Below are 13,722 nucleotides of genomic sequence, written 5' to 3' on the forward strand. Positions count from 1 at the left end.
TGAAAAAACGGAAGGCGGAAAATGCGCGTTCTGCTACAATGTCGCGCGATGAGAAAATTTGTTTTGGCTATAGTTGCCGCCGTCGCGGCGGAGATGTCCGCGGCGGCGTTCGGGGCGGACGACATACGGTTCATGACGTTCGAGAACGGGATGAGGATGTACCTCATAGAGGACACGTCGAGCGCGCTCGTCAGGATGGAGGCGAGGGTCGACGCGGGATACAGCGCGCAGACGGAGAAGGACGCGGGATATTTCCAGCTTTACGCACGGCTTAAGGGCGCGGAAATCACAGCGGACGGCGTCTCCGTGTCGGCGACGTGCGCGCCGGGGGACGCGGAGCGGACGATGAAGGAGCTTTCCTCCGTGCTCGAGCCGCTCTCGCTCACCGACAGGAAGCTCCGCGCGGAAATCGGCAAGGAAAGGGCATCCCTCGCAGAGTACGCGGAGGACGGCGCGGGGTTCATCAACGCCGCGATAGAGGCGAGAGTCTTCAGGTCGTCCCCATGGAAGCACGAGTCGAGCGCGGACGCGGCGGTCTTCACGCGGAACTCCCTTTCAGAATCGCGCTCGGTACTCGACGGAATCGCGCGGGACTTCTACGTGCCGGAGCGCACGGTGCTGTTCGTGAGCGGGAACATAACGGCGGCGAGCGCGGAGACGTTCGCCAGGAGGAGCTTCGGCAGGTTCAGGAACGGGGAAAGGAGAGAGGAAACCTCCCCGCTCGAAAAAAAGGCTGCGGAAACGAAGGACGACGGCGCGCGGCTGTTCGTCCTCGCGGACGACGAATTCTCGTCAGACATGACGCAGCTCGTCATCCAGCACGCGGGAATCCCGCAGACGGAATGCGACATGGCGGCGGTGACGCTCGAGGACCCGTTCACGAGCTTGCTGAAGGCGGAGCTTGTCGCGAACGAGAAGCTCGGGATACGCGGCGGGGAATACGTGAACGCGTCGTCGGTGCAGCGTCGCGGCTCGTCGCGGCTCGTCATCCAGGCGCTTCTCGAATCGGTTCCGGGCACGACTCCGCCCGAGCAGGTCGCGGAGATGCTCAGGCTTTGCGGGAGGAAGGACGCGTATTTCTCCGCCGAGGCGCTCGAATATCAGGTCAGGCAGTACACGTCGTCGTTCGTCACGATGTGCGACTCGTCCTCCGAGCTCATGGGGACGCTCGCCGACTGGGACTCGCTCATGAAGGACGGGATGCCGGAGCAGACGCTTTTCAGGAGGCTTTCGTCGCTGGAATCGCTCGCGGCGGAAAAACTGGCGGAGACGATTTCGTCGTCGAAGCCGTTCGTCTTCGCCATCGTCGGCACGAAATCACTCGCGAAGAACAGGAAGGCGTTCGAGAAGATGGGGTTCCGCGTCGTGACGAAAAAGGACGGCGCGTGGTTCAGGCAGGCTTTCTACCGGAAGCTCGCGGCGTCGCTGTCGAAATCGAAAAAATCGGACGCGAACGAGATGCGCGAGGAAGGCGGAATCGGGCAGCCGGAGGAGGAGACGTTCCTCTCCGCAAGGCGGTTCGTCGAGCAGAACACGCGCGACTTCAGGACGTTCACGCTGCCGAACGGGATTCCCGTCGTCGTGAAGAAGACGGGGACGAACACGGCGTGCCTGTCGCTGACGATATTCGGCGGCGAGCTGATGTTCGCGCATGATGCCCCGGGGCTTGCGTCCGTCCTTGCCGACGCGATTGCCGTGAACATGAGGAACGCGCTCGACGACCTCCATTACGGCGGACGGACGCGGGGAATCTACGGGGTCGGGGCGCGCACGGAGACGACGCATTCCGTCATCACGGTGACGTTCTCCGCGGAGGATTTCGCGCAGACGGTCTCGGCGGTCGCGGAGGCGCTCATCTACGGCGACATCCCGCCCGCCCTCGCCGACGGGGTGAGCTACGACGAGCGGACGCAGTGGCGGCTCAAGACGGGAACGTCCGTCTTCCAGATGACGTGCAGGGCGATGGGAATCCTCTACAAGGGAAGCGACATCCCCCTGCTCTTCGACGACAGGACGGACAGGCCGCGGAAGCTTTCCTACACGGAGATTATGGAAAACTATCCGGCGATGCTCGACTCTTCGCGCTATTCGATTGTAATCGCGGGCGATTTTTCCGTCGACGAAACGTTCGCGCGCACCATCGACAGCGCGTTCGGCGCGCTCGGCACGAACGCCCAGACGGCGTGGAAGGGCACGCGGATAGGCGCGCCGGCCGCGGTCGAGAAGGCGGAGCGGATGCAGCTGCGGCACCTTTTCTTGACGGACGTGAGCGCGGACAAGGCGGGGCCGAAACCCGCGGTGCTGATTCCGACGACGAAATTCCTCGACCCGGTGCTCTTCATCATCCCCACCCCGGACATGAAATCGGGGGAGCGCGCGCTTTTCGACGCGGTGCTCGCGGAAATATCGTCCCGGATGGAGGCAAAGGCGGCGAGGAGCGAGCCGACGACGAAGGTCGTCTCGTCCGGGGCGGAATTCGACATGCCGTTCGCGCGGATAACGGCGCTGAACGCGAAAAGCGCCGGCGCAATCGACAAGGCATACCGGGAATCCGTGGAGGAGCTGAAGGCGGAGCTCGCGAAGATTGTCAACGACGAGACGGAGATAACGAAAATAATGGAGGAGACGGAAAACGGCACCGAGGAACGCACGAGCGTGCGGATAATCGACTACGAGAAGAACGCGCTCCTGTCGAAAATCGAGAACGGCTGGATTGTGGCGAACCTCGCGGAAAGCGGGACCGCCCGCGGGACTGCCGAGCTCGTGCAGAAGGGCGCGCTGCTCGGAAAACCGAACATGTACCTCGAGCAGTACGAGGCGGTCGACGAGGCGACAGCAGCCGACTACATCCTCGTCATCACGAAATTCATACCGGGGATACCGCCCGTCAGAATCTACTCGCGGGACTCATGAAGGCGCGGGAAAATCAGAAGAAAACGCCAGAGACCGGAACATCGAGCGGGGACGAGGGAACGCTCTCCACGACCTGGCACGGAAGGCACAGCCCGACGGCGCGCGCCGCCGGGATTTTTTCGGCAAGGGCGGAAAGATACCTGTCGTAGAATCCCTTTCCGTGCCCGCACCTCGTCCCGTCCCTCCCGAACGCGACACCGGGCACGACGACGAGGACGTTTTTGCCGGACAAGCCGGCGAAGCTGAGAACAGGAAGTCCGTCCACCGGCTCGCATATCCCGAACGCCCCGGAAGACAGCTGCGCCGAAAGAGGAACCGTCGGCGACACGACCCGGAATTCCATAATCCCCTCCCCGACGACCTTGGGAAGCGCGAGCGTTTTCCCTGAAGAAAGCGCCGTCTCGTTCAGAACGTCCGTGCGGATTTCGAGAGGGCCGCCCACAAAAGAAAGGACGATATCGGCGGAGGCGAATTCGCGCGACGAGACGAGGCGGCGGCATATCCCCGCGGAAACGGCATCAGCATCATTTTCAGAGACGAAAACCGACACGGCGCGGCGCATCTCCTTTCTCAGCGCGCGCTTGCCATCGGAAAAAGAATCGGCAGGAACCATCGAACACCTCCGCACATGAAAAAAGCCACCCGATTTCTCGGATGGCTTTGAGCGACCCCTGCTGGGCTTGAACCAGCGACACACGGATTAACAGTCCGTTGCTCTACCGACTGAGCTAAGGGATCAAAGAACGCGATGTGCGGGGCTCGAACCCGCGATCTCCGGCGTGACAGGCCAGCGCGATAACCAGCTTCGCTAACACCGCATCAATGAGTGATGGAAAAGAATATATACTAAGCGTTTTTTTTTGTCAACAGCCCGAACGATTTTTTTTCAAAAAAAACGAAAAAAATCGTTCGGGCAGAGAGCGACAAAACGAAGCGGATGCGGGACGCCGTTGAAAATAGTAATTTTTTGGAAAATAATATCGAGAATTATAGAATAAGATTACGCTCTGTCAGAACTTTTTGCAGGCAGAGCCTAAGATTATTCCCAAAAACGGGGAAACCAAGCACCAACTCCACTTTCCAGCACGTTGGCGTTCGTTCACAACAAGGAGACTCCATGTCAAGCAAAAAATCAGTAACAAAACTGCTGTGTCTTACACTGGCGGGCGGAATCGTCGTTTATTCCGCAATCCTATTCTTGATAATAAACGTGCGCCTCAGCACGGGGCTCAGCGATTTTTTCCAGGAGGAAGTCGAGGCGCAGGCAATCGTCGCGAGCGAGGAGATGGACTACACGCTCACGACGACGACGCAAACGCAGAAATGGGTCGTCTCGATGATGCAGGAATCGTATCCCGAAAGCGGCTTCTCGAAGGAGACGATTGAGCAGGTCATCGACAGCGCGCAGGAATTCTTCGAGATTGAGAGCATCGCGTTTTTCGACGTGAACGGAAAGCAGGTTTCGGACGTGAAATACGGGACGACGGAGAGGAGCGACATCGTCTCGGGCGCGCTCGCCGGAAGGAATTTCTCCGATTTCGCGAAGGTTGGCGGCGACATATACGCGATGACGGCGGCTCCCCTCATCAACGACGGGAAGATTTTCGGCGCGGTCGTCCTGAGCGCGTGCGCGACCGGGGATGAGCTCGTCGATACGATGAAAACGTACACGATGAGCGAATTCACGATTTTCGACGGGACACGGCGCGCGTACACGAGCCTTCCGGGGATGGGCGGGACGACGATAGAAAACGACGCCCCGATAAAAAACGCCATGGCGGGAAAATCGACGTTCATGACGACGACCATCAACGGGACGACATACATCGCAAATTATTTCCCGTTCGCCAACAAAAGCGGCGAATTCATGACGACGTTCTTCATCGCGAAGAAGCTCGACTCGGCGAAGCTTGTGGCGAACAGGATATTCGCGCCGCTCGTGCTCGCGGTGCTCGTGACGACGTTCTTCCTCCTCTCGGGCATCATCGCGCTCATATACATGAAGATTACCCGCCCGCTCACGATAGTGAACAAAGCCGTGGCGAACCTTTCCTCCGGCGACGCGAACCTCACGCAGAAGATTCCCGTCAAGGGGAACGACGAATTCTCCGAGCTCGGGAACGGCGTCAACAAATTCATCAGCCTGTTGCGGAAAATCGTCTCGGAGCTGAAGGACGCGGAGAAGAACCTGTCCGGCGTGAACGACACACTCGGTACGAGCGCGCACGGCTCGGCGGCGGCGACGGCACAGATTCTCGCGAACATCGAATCGGTGCGGAAACAGTCGGAGAACCAGGCGTCGGCGGTGGACAACACGTCGAGCGTCCTCGAATCGTCCGCGGAAACGGTCGAATCGCTCGGGCTCCTCATCGAAAGCCAGACGCAGAGCATAACGGAAAGCTCCGCCGCTATCGAGGAGATGCTCGGGAACATCTCCGCAGTCACGTCGTCGGTCGGGAAAATGGGCGGAAGCTTCAGGACGCTTGGGGCGACGGTGAACGACGGGCAGGGAAAACTGACCGACGTGGACAGGAAGGTCAAGCAGATTTCCGAGCAGTCCAAAATGCTGATTCAGGCGACCGCGGTCATCACGCAGATTGCGGGCGAGACGAACCTTCTGGCGATGAACGCGGCAATTGAGGCGGCGCACGCGGGGGCGGCCGGAAAAGGATTCAGCGTCGTCGCGGAGGAAATCAGGAAGCTCGCGGAGAATTCAGGAGCGCAGTCGAAGAACATCGCGTCGGAGCTGAAAAGCATCTCGTCATCGATACAGGACGTCGTGAACCTGTCGCAGGATTCCCAGACCGCATTCGGCGCAATCGTCACGCAGCTCGAATCGACCGACATGATAATGCGGGAAATCGAGAACGCGATGGACGAGCAGCAGACGGCATCGAAGCTCGTGTTCGAGTCGCTCGGCGAGATAAAATCGCAGTCGCTGAACGTAACGGACAAGGCGCGGCAGATGAACGAGGGAATAAACAACGTCGCGCACGACATGAGCATGGTCTCGCAGATTTCCTCGACGATTCTCGGCAGCATGGACGAGATGGCGGCGGGAATGCAGGAAATCGGCTCGGCGACGCAGACAGTATCGGACCTCGCGCGTGAATCGGTCGAAAGCGTGGCAAAGATGAGGGACAAGCTGGACCAGTTCACGGTCTGACACGTGAAAGCCGTCCGGAACTTGCGGTTGCAAAGGTCTTCGGGCGGCTTTATTATTATGCCCCGTCTGAAAAACGGTTGATGCAGGTTCTGGGCGGCGTTACGAACGGTATGCCACCACGACGTCTGCGCGAATTTTATTTCAGCAAACTTTTCATAGCATCTCCATAAATAAAAAGAAAGGAACAGATGGAAAAAAAATCTTTCAATCCGATAACGGAGGGAAAAATCTGGAAATCCCTCCTCGCGTTCTTCTTCCCGATTCTGATAGGCACTATTTTCCAGCAGCTCTACAACACAATAGACGCCGTGATAATCGGAAAATTCGAGGGAAAGGAGGCGCTTGCCGCGGTCGGAGGCGGAACGGCAGTCTACCTTACGGTGATAATCGGCTTCTTCGTCGGGATAACGTCGGGAGCCGGGGTAGTGATATCGCATCTGTACGGCGCGAGGAACGACAGGGCGACCTCGGAGGCAGTCCACACGTCGCTCGCGCTCGCGCTTGCAGGCGGGTTCGCGATGACGGCGGGAGGATTCGCGGCGAGCGGGCTCGTGCTCGGGGCGATGAACACGCCCGAGAGCATAACGGGGCTTTCGATGGATTATCTCGAAATATATTTCATCAGCATGGTCCCGATGTTCGTATACAACATGGCGTCGGGGATAATGCGCGCGGCAGGCGACTCGAAAACGCCGCTGTGGATTCTCATCGCGGCGGTCTTCACGAACATCGCGCTAGACCTGCTCTTCGTCGTGCTGTTCGGCTGGGGCGTCAAGGGCGTCGCGTGGGCGACAGTCGCGAGCCAGGCGGAATCGATGCTCGTCTCCCTGCTCTTCCTCAAAAGGAGGAGCGACAGCCTCTCGTTCAGGATACGGAAGCTCGGATTCTCTCCGCAGCTTCTGATGAAAATGCTGAGAATCGGCTTTCCCGCGGGAATACAATCGACGTTCTACGGCGTCTCGAACCTGATAATCCAGTCGGCGATAAATTCGTTCGGGACGACGACAATCGCGTCATGGGCGGCGTTCTCGAAAATCGACGCCGTCTTCTGGACAATCGTCAACGCGATGGGAATAGCCGTCACGACGTTCGCCGGGCAGAATTTCGGCGCGGGGAAATTCCACAGGGTAAAATCGTGCATGGCGGAATCATTGTCGATGACGCTCGCGTTCACGCTCATATCGGCGGCATTTTTCATCGCGACGGCAAAGCAGTGCTACGCACTCTTCACGAACGACGCGAGCGTCATCGCGGAGGGTGTCTCGATGCTCCGCTTCCTCGCGCCAACGTGGTTCACCTACATCTCGATTGAAATTCTCTCGGGAATCATCAGAGGCGCGGGCGACTCGTTCAAGCCGATGGTCATATCGCTTTTCGGAATCTGCTTCCTGCGCGTCGCGTGGCTTTTCGTGGTCGTCCCGCGCGTCCACACCGTCAACACCGTGCTGACGAGCTACCCGCTGACGTGGTGCGTGACGAGCGCGGCGTTCTGGCTGTACTGGTTCTCCGGGAAATGGATTCACCGATTCCACGGAATCGCGCAGAAAAGCGCGCTGAATTAAGGAAAAGAGAAAATGCAACCGAAATTGTTCAGCCTCATCGACAAGGCGGCGTTCGACTTCGACCTTTTCGGGGACGGGCGGAAAATCCTCGTCGGCGCGTCAGGCGGAAAGGACTCCACGCTGCTCCTCGAATACCTTTCGAACAGGATGAAGCGGCGCGGCACGAACTTCACGGTGGAGGCGGCCTACGTCAAAACCGATTTCGCGCCGGAATTCAACGGGGAGCTTCTCTCGCTTGTCGAGTCGTGGGGAATAAAAGTCGCGACGATTCCCGTGGACACGCTCGCGCGCGTGAAGGAAGGACGCAAAATGAACTGCTGGTGGTGCTCGACGCAGCGGCGCAAGGAACTTCTCGATTACGCCATAAAAAACGGGTTCGACACGCTCGCGCTCGGCCATCACCTCGACGACATCCTCGAGACGTTCCTCATGAACATGATGGAGAAAGGCGAAATCAGCACGATGACGCCGAATTTCCGCTACGAGAAATACCCGCTCTCGATAATCCGCCCCCTCGCCTACTGCCCCGTCGGGATGATTTCGGAGCGCGCGGAGGAGATGGGCTGGCGGCGGATGACATGCACCTGCACGTACCAGGACAACTCGGGAAGGAAGGACGCAAGACGGCGGCTTGAGCTTCTCACCGGCGGGAGCTTCGACGAGAAGATGCGCATGATGGAGGCGCTCAGGAAGGACGGGAAGCTCTGACGTTTTTCCGTTTTTTTTCATCAAAAACATTTTTCCGCTTGCATAAAAATGAGCGATGGTGTATATTCTTTATCACGCCACGCACGATGGCGGAACAAAACAAGATCCCTTAGCTCAGTCGGTAGAGCAACGGACTGTTAATCCGTGTGTCGCTGGTTCAAGCCCAGCAGGGGTCGAAAAAATCCATCCGAGAAATCGGATGGATTTTTTGTAAAAATACCCCATTACAAAAAGTAAGCTCCTCCTTTATTTTTCAGAACGCAATCACGCAAAATCCACAAAAAGCATCTTCATGACGGGAATCGTGGCATCGGAATCCTCGTCCGGGCGCATCCGTTCCAAAACAGCCCGCAAAATGGTACACTTCAAAACGCATTTCCACAAAAACGAGGTTCACAGAAAATGGCATATCCATTCCAAAACATCGAGCCGAAATGGCAGAAATATTGGGCGGACAACAAGACGTTCCGCGCGGTCGAAGACGAATCGGTACCGAAGGAGAAAAGACGATACATCCTCGACATGTTCCCCTATCCGTCAGGAGCGGGGCTCCACGTCGGGCATCCCGAAGGGTACACGGCGACGGACATCTACTCGCGCTTTCTCCGCATGAACGGATACAATGTCCTCCATCCGATGGGCTACGACGCGTTCGGCCTTCCCGCTGAGAACTACGCGATAAAAACGGGAACGCATCCCGCCGAGACTACGTTCAAGAACATCGCGCACTTCACCGAGCAGATAAAGGCGCTCGGATTCAGCTACGACTGGGACCGCGAGATAAAAACGTGCACGCCCGACTACTACAAATGGACGCAGTGGATTTTCCTCCAGCTTTACAAGAAAGGGCTCGCCTACGAGGCAGAGACGCCGATCAACTGGTGCCCGTCGTGCATGACGGGACTGGCGAACGAGGAAGTCAAGGAAGGGCACTGCGACAGATGCGGCGCGCAGGTCACGCACAAGGTAATCAGGCAGTGGATTCTCAAAATCACCGCATACGCGGACAGGCTCATCGAGGATTTGGACGGGCTTGACTGGCCGGAATCGGTGAAAGCGATGCAGCGGAACTGGATTGGACGGAGCGAGGGCGCCGAGGTCGATTTCGCGATTGCGGACAAGGACGGAAAGGCGACGGGCGACAAGCTCACGGTCTACACGACAAGGTGCGACACACTGTTCGGCGCGACATACATGGTCGTCTCCCCCGAGCATCCTTTAATCGAAAAGCTCACCACGGCGGAGCAGAAGGCGGCGGTCGAGAAATACCGCGAGGACGCCGCGAAGAAGAGCGACCTTGAGAGGACGGACCTTGCGAAGACGAAGACGGGCGTGTTCTCGGGAAGCTACGCGATAAACCCGGTGAACGGAAAAGCGATTCCGATTTGGGTCGCCGACTACGTCCTCATCTCCTACGGCACGGGCGCAATCATGGCGGTTCCGGCGCACGACACGAGAGACTGGGAATTCGCAAAGAAATTCAACCTTCCGATAATCGAAGTCCTCAAGAGCGAGGTTGACGTCCAGAAAGAGGCGTGGACGGCTGACGGAATCCACGTGAATTCGGAATTCCTCGACGGGCTGAACAAAAAGGACGCAATTGCGAAAATGCTCGAATTCCTCGAGGAGCGCAAAATCGGAAAGAAGGCGGTGAACTACAAGCTCCGCGACTGGGTTTTCTCGCGCCAGAGATATTGGGGCGAGCCGATTCCGCTCGTGCACTGCCCGTGCTGCGGAACGGTTCCCGTCCCAGAGGAGCAGCTTCCGCTCGAGCTTCCCGCGGTCAAGTCATACCAGCCGACGGGAACGGGAGAATCCCCGCTTGCCGGAATCGAATCATGGGTCAACTGCAAATGCCCGAAATGCGGCGGAGACGCACGGCGCGAGACGAACACGATGCCGCAGTGGGCGGGAAGCTGCTGGTACTATCTCCGCTACATCGACCCCTCCAACGAGCTTTCGTTCTGCGACAGCAAAAAGGAAAGCTACTGGATGCCGGTCGATTTGTACGTCGGAGGAGCCGAGCACGCCGTCCTCCATCTTCTCTACGCGCGGTTCTGGCACAAAGTCCTCTACGACTGCGGCGTCGTCTCAACGAAGGAGCCGTTCCAGCGCCTCATCAACCAGGGAATGATTACGTCGTTCGCATACCAGAGGAAAACGAAGTCGCTCGTCGCGGTCGATGCCGTCACCGAGAAGGACGGGAAATTCTTCGCGAACGACGACGGGGAGGAGCTTGAGCGCGTCGTCGCAAAAATGTCGAAGTCGCTCAAGAACGTCGTGAACCCGGACGAGATGATTAAGACTTACGGCGCCGATTCCGTCCGCATGTACGAGATGTTCATGGGGCCGCTCACCGTCTCAAAGCCGTGGAACACGCAGGGACTTATTGGCGTGAACCGCTTCCTCGACAAAATCTGGAATCTTTCGGAAAGGCCGATGAGCGACATCGACATAACGGGCAAGCTCGACAAGGACTTGGCATCGCTCAGGAAGACATACGCCAAGACGGTGAAGAAAGTCACCGAAGACACGGCGAACCTCGACTTCAACGTCGCGATTTCGCAGATGATGATTTTCATCAACGAGGCGTCGAAATTCGATTCGATTCCGAAAGCGATGTGGGAAGGATTCGTCCTCCTGCTCTCCCCCTACGCGCCGCACCTCGGCGAGGAGCTGTGGCAGAAGCTGGGGCACGACACGTCGCTCGCGTACGAGAAGTACCCGGTCTTCAGCGAGGACTACTGCAAGGACGACACGAAGGAATTCCCCGTCATGATAAACGGAAAGCTCCGCGCCAAATTCGAGGCGGCAGCCGACACCGACAGCGCGACGCTTGAGGCGATGGCGAAGGAGACCGACGGATTCAAAAAATTCACCGACGGAAAGACGGTCGCAAAAATCATCGTCGTTCCCGGAAAACTCGTGAACGTGGTCGTGAAGTAAAGCACGCGCGAAAATGAAAAAAAACCGCAGGCAACATCCTGCGGTTTTTTTTGCGATGACAGGAAAACGATTGGACGCTGGCACGAAAAGTATGATGAAATAGAAATCGTGACTTTGCGGAAAGAGTGTTCGTCGCCCGCCATCAAAGGGGCATAGTCGCCCCATCCGCCAAGCCAATACAAGTTCGTTCCGAACACGCCCTTGTAGCGGGGAACATCGTCGAGAATCTCGCGGTTTTTCTGCATCTGCCCCGGCGTGAGTTTGCTGAACGCAGCCGCATCCGGGTCAAAGGTGAATCCCTGGACGACGATTTTCCGTTCCTGCTCAAGAACGATTATTTCAAACAGAAATCCAATCTCAACCGGTGTTTCGGCATTCACTTCCTGCACTTTCGTTCGGAGCCTGTCCGTTCTGTTCGGTACGACCGTAAGATGAGCAGTGTATGGTGTTACGAAAGGGCTTGTCAGGCAAAGTTCATTCCGACTAATCGCTTTTTCCTTACGCTAACCGGCAAGACGGCGCTATCATTCACGACATGGAAAGGACACGCACTTATTACATAAAACTCGCGGGGATGATTGCGCTTTTCGGGAACCTCGCGTTGTGCGCCGTAAAGCTCTCGCTCGCGTCGATGTCGGGGAGCCTTGCGGTGATGGGCGACGGAATAGACTCAGCGACGGACTCGCTGATAGCTCTCGTCACGATTCTCATAAGCCGGATAATATCGCGGCCGAGCGACAAGGAGCATCCGTGGGGGCACGGACGGGCGGAGACGGTCGCGACGATGATTCTGAGCTTCGTGATTTTCTTTGCGGGGGCGCAGCTTCTCCTCTCGTCGGCGGGAAAGCTGCTTCATTTCCGGGAAATCGAGCCGCCGGAATCGGACGCGCTTGCGATAATCGCGGCGTCAATATCGATTGCGGGAAAATCGCTTTTGACGGCAAGCCAGTTCGAGCTGGGGAAGAAAAGCCAGAGCCCGATGGTGATGGCGAACGCGAAGAACATGAAGTCGGACATACTGATGTCGGCGGCCGTCCTTGCCGGTCTCGTTCTGTCGAAGGTTTTCGCGCTGCCCGTGCTCGACCCGGTGGCGGCGCTTCTCATCAGCGTCTGCGTCATAAAGAGCGCGGCGGAAATTTTCCTCGAAACGAACAGGGAGCTGATGGACGGAAACACCGACGACGAGCTTTACCGGTCGCTTTTCCGCGCGGCGATGGAAGTCGCGGGCGTGTCAAACCCGCACCGTGCGAGGATAAGGAAGATTTCGTCGCATTACGACATCGATTTGGACATTGAGGTTGACGCTGGGATGACGGTGCACGAGGCGCACGAGATTGCCGAACAGGTCGAGGACGCAATAAAGGCGGCGATTCCGGACGTCTACGACATAATGGTCCACGTCGAGCCTGCGGGGCACGCGAGCCACCATCCGGCGGAGCAGTTCGGAATTTCGATGGATTCAGTCGGCGGCGGAAAAGACGCCCACGCGATTTAGCTTGCGGCCTTCCACGCGGAGACGAATTCAATCATCAGCGGAACGGAGCCGCCGAACCATTTGTCGCAGAACGCGCACGCCTCCTTTCCGATAAAGCGGAAGCGCGCGCCGTTCTCGAACGGCAGTTTCGCCCACCCGAACGACGGCGCGTTTTCCGAAAGCCAGACGAACCCGTCGCAGAAATCGGCGGCGCATCCTCCGTCGTCACAGGCACCCGCGACGACGAGCGAAACCCCGTCATCCTTCGCCTTTTTTCCCATTTCCCTGAGCGACTTTTCGGCAGCCTTCCGAAGGAGAATCCCGTCAGAGGAAACGCCGTACTCGTCACGCGCGGAAAGCGGAATCAAATCGGCGTTTTTTTCCGATGAGGAAAGAAAGTTCCGCGAGCCGGAAGAGACGACGCGGTGGATGTCGTTTATCATCTCGGACGGGCTTCCGTCGGGAACGGAGTCCCGGCATTCCGCGCTGACGGCGGAGAAGACGCGGGATAGCTTCATGAATTCGGGGTTGATTCTGCGCGCCGAGCGCACCGGGGTTTTCCCGCACGAAAGCAGAGCGGCGCACAAAGCGAACAGCGCAAGAAACGCGGCAGGGCGGAATCTCATCAGCCTATTTCCGTGACGGAGTGGATGAACGAGAACACGCTGTAAAAGCCCGTATCCTCGATTGCGACGCGCGCGGCCGGAGACGGGTTCATCAGGTAGAATTTCGTGCCGTACTCCTCCCCGTCGTTGAATCCCGCCATGATGATTCCGATTCCCGTCGAGTCAATCGAAGTCACCTGCGACAAATCGACGACGACGTTCGTCACCTGGATGTTGGCGTACACCTTTTCCTGGAATTCGGAAGCCGTATATGAATTGAGGCTGCCCGAAAGCTCGTACATGACGTAGTTCGAGCCGTTCTTCTCTTTTATCGAAAGCTGCTCCATA

Annotated in this window: 9 protein-coding genes and 3 tRNA genes; 7 read left to right on the forward strand and 5 right to left on the reverse strand. The window is 57.8% G+C overall.

Features of this window, described 5'->3' with window-relative positions; translation table 11 throughout:
- Window positions 1–48: 48 nt before the first annotated feature.
- A complete protein-coding gene (locus TRESADRAFT_RS02035) occupies window positions 49–2,913 on the forward strand; it encodes a M16 family metallopeptidase (RefSeq protein ID WP_040842142.1) in 2,865 nt (954 codons plus the stop codon).
- A 13-nt stretch (window positions 2,914–2,926) separates the two neighbouring features.
- Here the strand turns inward: TRESADRAFT_RS02035 and TRESADRAFT_RS14835 are convergent, their stop codons facing one another.
- The 3 genes from TRESADRAFT_RS14835 to TRESADRAFT_RS02050 form a co-directional block, all read right to left on the reverse strand.
- Entirely contained in the window at window positions 2,927–3,526 is a 600-nt protein-coding gene (locus TRESADRAFT_RS14835; protein ID WP_002702389.1) for a 5-formyltetrahydrofolate cyclo-ligase, read from the reverse strand.
- 52 nt (window positions 3,527–3,578) lie between these two features.
- Window positions 3,579–3,651 (reverse strand) — tRNA-Asn (locus tag TRESADRAFT_RS02045).
- Window positions 3,652–3,657: 6 nt separating this feature from the next.
- Window positions 3,658–3,731: transfer RNA gene (locus tag TRESADRAFT_RS02050), tRNA-Asp, on the reverse strand.
- Between the two features lie 299 nt (window positions 3,732–4,030).
- Between TRESADRAFT_RS02050 and TRESADRAFT_RS02055 the strand changes: the two genes are divergently transcribed.
- The 6 genes from TRESADRAFT_RS02055 to TRESADRAFT_RS02085 all read left to right on the forward strand — a co-directional run bounded on the left by TRESADRAFT_RS02055 (window position 4,031) and on the right by TRESADRAFT_RS02085 (window position 12,790).
- Window positions 4,031–6,079 carry a methyl-accepting chemotaxis protein gene (locus tag TRESADRAFT_RS02055; RefSeq protein ID WP_004266587.1) on the forward strand — a complete coding sequence of 683 codons (2,049 nt, stop codon included), beginning with the start codon at window positions 4,031–4,033 and terminating at the stop codon, window positions 6,077–6,079.
- A 188-nt stretch (window positions 6,080–6,267) separates the two neighbouring features.
- On the forward strand, window positions 6,268–7,641 hold the full coding sequence (locus TRESADRAFT_RS02060) for an MATE family efflux transporter (RefSeq protein ID WP_004266589.1): 1,374 nt from the start codon (window positions 6,268–6,270) through the stop codon (window positions 7,639–7,641).
- A 12-nt stretch (window positions 7,642–7,653) separates the two neighbouring features.
- On the forward strand, window positions 7,654–8,349 hold the full coding sequence (locus TRESADRAFT_RS02065) for a tRNA 2-thiocytidine biosynthesis TtcA family protein (protein ID WP_004266590.1): 696 nt from the start codon (window positions 7,654–7,656) through the stop codon (window positions 8,347–8,349).
- 103 nt (window positions 8,350–8,452) lie between these two features.
- Window positions 8,453–8,525 (forward strand) — tRNA-Asn (locus TRESADRAFT_RS02070).
- A 226-nt stretch (window positions 8,526–8,751) separates the two neighbouring features.
- Window positions 8,752–11,295 (forward strand): leucine--tRNA ligase, encoded by a 2,544-nt coding sequence (leuS, locus tag TRESADRAFT_RS02075; RefSeq protein WP_004266591.1) that lies wholly within the window; start codon window positions 8,752–8,754, stop codon window positions 11,293–11,295.
- A 535-nt stretch (window positions 11,296–11,830) separates the two neighbouring features.
- Window positions 11,831–12,790 carry a cation diffusion facilitator family transporter gene (locus tag TRESADRAFT_RS02085; protein ID WP_004266592.1) on the forward strand — a complete coding sequence of 320 codons (960 nt, stop codon included), beginning with the start codon at window positions 11,831–11,833 and terminating at the stop codon, window positions 12,788–12,790.
- Here the strand turns inward: TRESADRAFT_RS02085 and TRESADRAFT_RS02090 are convergent.
- Window positions 12,787–13,395, reverse strand: coding sequence for a hypothetical protein (locus TRESADRAFT_RS02090; protein WP_004266593.1), 609 nt, complete (start codon window positions 13,393–13,395; stop codon window positions 12,787–12,789). The genes TRESADRAFT_RS02085 and TRESADRAFT_RS02090 overlap by 4 nt on opposite strands.
- Window positions 13,395–13,721: an STAS domain-containing protein gene (locus tag TRESADRAFT_RS02095; RefSeq protein WP_004266594.1), complete on the reverse strand. Its 327-nt coding sequence runs from the start codon at window positions 13,719–13,721 to the stop codon at window positions 13,395–13,397. Before TRESADRAFT_RS02095 ends, TRESADRAFT_RS02090 begins: the two co-directional genes overlap by 1 nt.
- Window position 13,722: the final 1 nt, after the last annotated feature.

It is taken from the genome of Treponema saccharophilum DSM 2985 (assembly GCF_000255555.1).
In the GTDB taxonomy this organism is placed as follows: domain Bacteria; phylum Spirochaetota; class Spirochaetia; order Treponematales; family Treponemataceae; genus Treponema_D; species Treponema_D saccharophilum.

Coding starts and splice junctions, on each gene's coding strand:
- TRESADRAFT_RS02035 (WP_040842142.1), top strand. CDS start 49: ATGAGAAAATTTGTTTTGGCTATAGTTGCCGCCGTCGCGGCGGAGATG.
- TRESADRAFT_RS14835 (WP_002702389.1), bottom strand. CDS start 3,526: ATGGTTCCTGCCGATTCTTTTTCCGATGGCAAGCGCGCGCTGAGAAAG.
- TRESADRAFT_RS02055 (WP_004266587.1), top strand. CDS start 4,031: ATGTCAAGCAAAAAATCAGTAACAAAACTGCTGTGTCTTACACTGGCG.
- TRESADRAFT_RS02060 (WP_004266589.1), top strand. CDS start 6,268: ATGGAAAAAAAATCTTTCAATCCGATAACGGAGGGAAAAATCTGGAAA.
- TRESADRAFT_RS02065 (WP_004266590.1), top strand. CDS start 7,654: ATGCAACCGAAATTGTTCAGCCTCATCGACAAGGCGGCGTTCGACTTC.
- leuS (WP_004266591.1), top strand. CDS start 8,752: ATGGCATATCCATTCCAAAACATCGAGCCGAAATGGCAGAAATATTGG.
- TRESADRAFT_RS02085 (WP_004266592.1), top strand. CDS start 11,831: ATGGAAAGGACACGCACTTATTACATAAAACTCGCGGGGATGATTGCG.
- TRESADRAFT_RS02090 (WP_004266593.1), bottom strand. CDS start 13,395: ATGAGATTCCGCCCTGCCGCGTTTCTTGCGCTGTTCGCTTTGTGCGCC.
- TRESADRAFT_RS02095 (WP_004266594.1), bottom strand. CDS start 13,721: ATGGAGCAGCTTTCGATAAAAGAGAAGAACGGCTCGAACTACGTCATG.